The 234-nt window shown below is 61.5% G+C and carries 1 protein-coding gene; it reads left to right on the forward strand.

The genetic code is table 11. The annotated features are described in order from the left end of the window. Positions 1–234, forward strand: a 234-nt coding sequence (locus AAEZ10_RS27770; protein WP_350571894.1) for a histidine kinase dimerization/phospho-acceptor domain-containing protein, incomplete at both ends; no start/stop codon positions are given.

The following is a 234-nucleotide window of genomic DNA, read 5'->3' on the forward strand; positions in this document are numbered from 1 at the left end:
GCGCGAAGCCAAGGACGACGCCGACACTGCGACCCGGGCGAAGACCACCTTCCTGGCCACGATGAGCCATGAGATCCGCACGCCAATGAACGCTGTGATCGGCATGCTGGAACTGGCGATGAAGAAGGCCGAGCAGGGGCTGACCGACCGTTTTGCCATCGAAGTGGCCTCAGGTGCAGCGCGCAGCCTGCTTGATCTGATCGGCGATATCCTGGATGTCTCGCGCATTGAATC

Origin of the sequence: Pseudomonas sp. H26/SER47-MNA-CIBAN-0231 (assembly GCF_040310465.1) — a bacterium.
Lineage (GTDB): Bacteria > Pseudomonadota > Gammaproteobacteria > Pseudomonadales > Pseudomonadaceae > Aquipseudomonas > Aquipseudomonas atacamensis.